We start from the raw sequence: 3947 nt of genomic DNA on the forward strand, positions 1-3947 counted from the left end.
CCCGGGCGAAACCATGGATATGGGGCAGACCCGCCCCACCGACCCGCACATTACGGCGCCGCTTCGTGTACACCCTTTGAGGAATGCAGCACTAGGGGCCCCGCCGGTAGGACCGCCGGTACTCCGTGGAGTGAACCGCCCTCCCGCGGGGGTGATTTCGGGGTGGCCGCGGCGAAACGGGCGCGCGTGCGGAGCGGGAGCGCTCGTCAGGGGGCGCGCAGTCGCCGCGAGCCGCAGCGAGTCGGGCGGAGACCGCAGAGGGCCGCGGTGGTCGCGTCGGATGTGGGTCGCCCGGGTGCGCGGGATGGGCGGTTCGTCAGGTGGGGTGGGTGCGTTCGAGGTCGCGGATCATCGCGGTCGGCAGGGCCTTCTCGGCCAGGACCAGGTGCAGGGCAACGGTGGGGGCGTCGACGCCCATCGGGTCTGACGGTGGTCGTGGAAAGCTGGGTCTTCGGCGATTTTCGTGAAGCGGATCATGGTCTGGTAATCGTGCTGGGCGCTCGGGGGTCAAGTCGCTGAACTGTTGAAAGTCCTGTTTCCGCATCTGGCGCGGGTGGCGGTCGAGGCGGTCGCCGCTGTCGGGAGGTCGGTGCGGATCAAGGCGCGTTGTACCGGTCTGGAGGCTGAGTGCCCGGGGTGCGGGTCGCCGTCCCGGCGGGTCCACAGCCGGTACGTGCGAATGCTCGCGGACACCGCGGTCTCAGGCCGCCCAGTCGGGATCGAACTGCATGTTCGTCGGTTCTTCTGCGACGAAGTCGCATGCGGGAGAGGGACGTTCGCCGAGCAGGTCGACGGTCTCACCGTCCGGTACGGTCGGCGAACCCCGACCGCGCAGCGGCTGCTGGAGCGCGTCGCGCCGGCGCTCGGCGGCCGGGCCGGCGGGCGGCTGACGACGCACATTGCCGTCCCGACAAGCGGGTCGACGCTGCTGCGGACGATCCACCCGCTCGACGTCCCCGCGCCGCCGAAGGTGGAGGTGCTGGGTGTGGACGAGTTCTCGCTGCGGCGCGGGCGCGTCTTCGGGACGATCCTGGTCGACATGGAGTCCCACCGGCCCGTCGACGTGCTGCCGGACCACACCGCGGACACCTTCGCCGCCTGGTTACGCGAGCACCCCGAGGTCCGCATGGTCTGCCGCGACCGTGGCGGCGCGTTCGCCGAGGCCGCCGAACGTGCGCTGCCCGGTGTTCCACAGGTCGCGGACCGCCGGCATTTGCTCGACAATCTCGCCACCGCGGTGGAGAAGGCCGTCCGGAAACACCGTGCCTGCCTGAACCCGCCGCTGCCGGAACACGGCGTCCCCGAGAGCGCCCCCGACCCCGAGGAGAGCCCCGCCCGGCAGCGGATACGCGCCCGCTGGACCGAGATCCGCACCCTCCATGAGCGGGGCCTGACCATCACCGCGATCAGCGAGCAGACCGGGCTGGACCGCAAGACCGTCCGCCGCTACGCGCACGCCGCCACCGCCGACGAGCCGATAACCGTCCGACCGCGCCGCGGCAGCGCTCTCGCACCCCACATGCCCTACCTCGCCGCGCGGTGGGCCGAAGGCTGCAACAACGCCCGGACGCTCCGCGACGAGATCGCCGCCCGCGGGTACACCGGAGGCCGCAAAACCGTCCGCCGCTTCCTCAACAGCCCTGCCGAGAAGGAGCTTTCGCCCATAAAGCCACCTCCTCCGCCGCCCGTCCGGGAGGTGGTCCGGTGGATTGTCGGCCGACCCGAGCGGCAGAGCGAAGCCGCCCGCCGGCAACTGAAGGAACTGTGCGAGCACTGCCCCCACTTCGGGGAGATCAACCGACTCGCTCGCAGCTTCGCGACGCTTCTGCGGAAACGACACGGCCACCGGCTTCCCGAATGGCTCGCCCGGACGGACGTCTCCGAGATCAAGGAACTGCGCACGTTCGCCCAGGGCCTGCGCAAAGACCTCGACGCCGTCACGGCCGGCTTGACGCTCCCCTGGAGCTCGGGAGCGGTGGAAGGGCACGTGAACCGGACGAAGATGCTCAAACGCCAGACCTACGGCCGCGCCAGCTTCGGGCTTCTACGCCGCCGAATACTCCTCGCGGATTGACACGCTTCACGAAAATCGCCGAAGACCCAGATAAGATTGGCCGTTGACACGGCTGGACGCAAGGTCCTTCCGGGCATCCGCAAGTTTCGCCGTTCGACCCAGACCCGTTCCTGCCCGATCGAACGTGGGCGCGTGAAGCGCGAGCCTCGACCGGCGGCGCACGACTCGGGCGGGAACGGGAGTCCTGCGGGACGGCACGAACCGCCTGGGGAGGTCGGCGGGCGGCGGAACGGCCCCCGATGGCGCGCTCCGCTTGCCATGGCACCGGCAGGCCATACGGAACGACGGCCGCCGCAGGCGCTGGGGGGTGTGGATGAACGGTCGCCCAAGACGCGAACCGCCTCGTGGACGGCGTTGTGTCGTTTCGGCGAACGCGGGTCGTCAGCGGAACGCGAACGTTACGTCGCGCCCGGGTCGGCTTCTTTGAGAGACAAACCGGCGAATTCGGGGTCTGACCTGTGGCTTTGCGAAACGGGATGTCGTGACGGCTACGACATATCTCTGATGGATGTGTCGTACTGGGCTTACATATCTCCGCACGACTTAACCCCCATGGTTAACTCCGCGATTTTTGTGCCGACTTGCGGCGCGGACGGCCGCGCATCACTCGCCGGCGGTGGACGGTGACGGGCCGCCGACGCCGGCCGCGTGCGCACATCAGTCGGAGATGTGTCCGCCCCAGGTCCACACATCGCGGCACGACTTAACGGCGGGGGACGATCGGAGTGTTGTTGCCCTCTGTACGCGCGGGACGGTTATCTTTCGCGGCCTTGCTTTCGTTGCGCATTTCGCGCCGCTCCGGGGGCCAGACCCGGAGCGGCGCCGTGGGATTTTCCCCCCGCCCGCTCATTCTTTCCGACGCCGGTGCGGCCCCTCAGCGAATGGAATCCCTTTTCCAGGACGCCTGCATACCGCCCCGCCTCTGGGGGCTTGGGCATACCGTTCTTGTACGTCGAGGCCCGGAGGTCGGCCAACGTGCGCCGCAAATTGTCGGCGGAGTCGACTGGATCACGATTGCGCAGCATCTGCCCCCGCCGGTAGATGCCCTGGCTCAGCTCGCCGGCGTTCTTCCCGTTGACGATGACGTCGGTGAAGGCCTCCGCGTACAATTCGCGCTCGTTCGTGGCCGCATAAGCACTGATCTCACTGGTGATCAGCTCGGGGGTAAGAATACCCGATCTGCGCGGCGGAGATGGCTTCTTCCAGTGTGACCGTTCCTTTTCTTTGTCGACACGATAAAGGGGATACATGAAGGAGTGCATCTGATCCTGGCCAATTCGAAAGCCGTCCATGTGCCCCATCTCGTGAATGACCACTTCCGCCGCCCATGTCATCGGGACATCTCCTCGAGACAGACGCGTAAATGGATTCTTCGCCTCCAGGACCTTGCGATTCTTCTTTCCGAATGCCGCGATATTGAGCACCATGTGGCCGTCGTGATTGGCTTCCGCGCTGGCTCCTCGGTTGACCAGACGCTTTGCCACGCTCACTGCCGTGAGCGCACTCTCCGGATGGATGCGCGCGACGTGGAGGAGCGCCACGGCGGCCTCCTTCGCGGCGTACAAGTGGGCCCCCGTCAGGTCGACTCCCACGGGCCGACCGAGTGCTCCCTCCAAGCCGCCGCTGAGGCAGGCTTGTATCTCCTCCGTCGACCTGGCGTTCTTGATTTGTTGGTACAGCGGGTCTTCGGGGGTCATGCCCGGTGCTTCGAACCCGACATCCCCGACGGGGGCCTGCGCTCCACCCAGGAGCGGTGCGGTCGTCGGCATGGGAGGAACGTTGAGCTGCTCTGAGTTTGGTGGAGTCCTTGAAGCCGGGTTATGGTGCCCGGCGTAAGGAGCACCACGAACCATGCCAGCACCACGCAAATACC

The 3947-nt window shown here is 67.5% G+C and carries 2 protein-coding genes; one reads left to right on the forward strand and one right to left on the reverse strand.

The genetic code is table 11. The annotated features are described in order from the left end of the window. Positions 1-589 precede the first annotated feature (589 nt). Positions 590-2074: an ISL3 family transposase gene (locus ACIBSV_RS50550; RefSeq protein ID WP_395874762.1), complete on the forward strand. Its 1485-nt coding sequence runs from the start codon at positions 590-592 to the stop codon at positions 2072-2074. 755 nt (positions 2075-2829) lie between these two features. Here the strand turns inward: ACIBSV_RS50550 and ACIBSV_RS50555 are convergent. After that, entirely contained in the window at positions 2830-3843 is a 1014-nt protein-coding gene (locus ACIBSV_RS50555; RefSeq protein WP_395874760.1) for a hypothetical protein, read from the reverse strand. Positions 3844-3947 lie beyond the last annotated feature (104 nt).

The sequence above is a fragment of the Embleya sp. NPDC050154 genome (genome assembly GCF_044460165.1).
Lineage (GTDB): Bacteria > Actinomycetota > Actinomycetes > Streptomycetales > Streptomycetaceae > Embleya.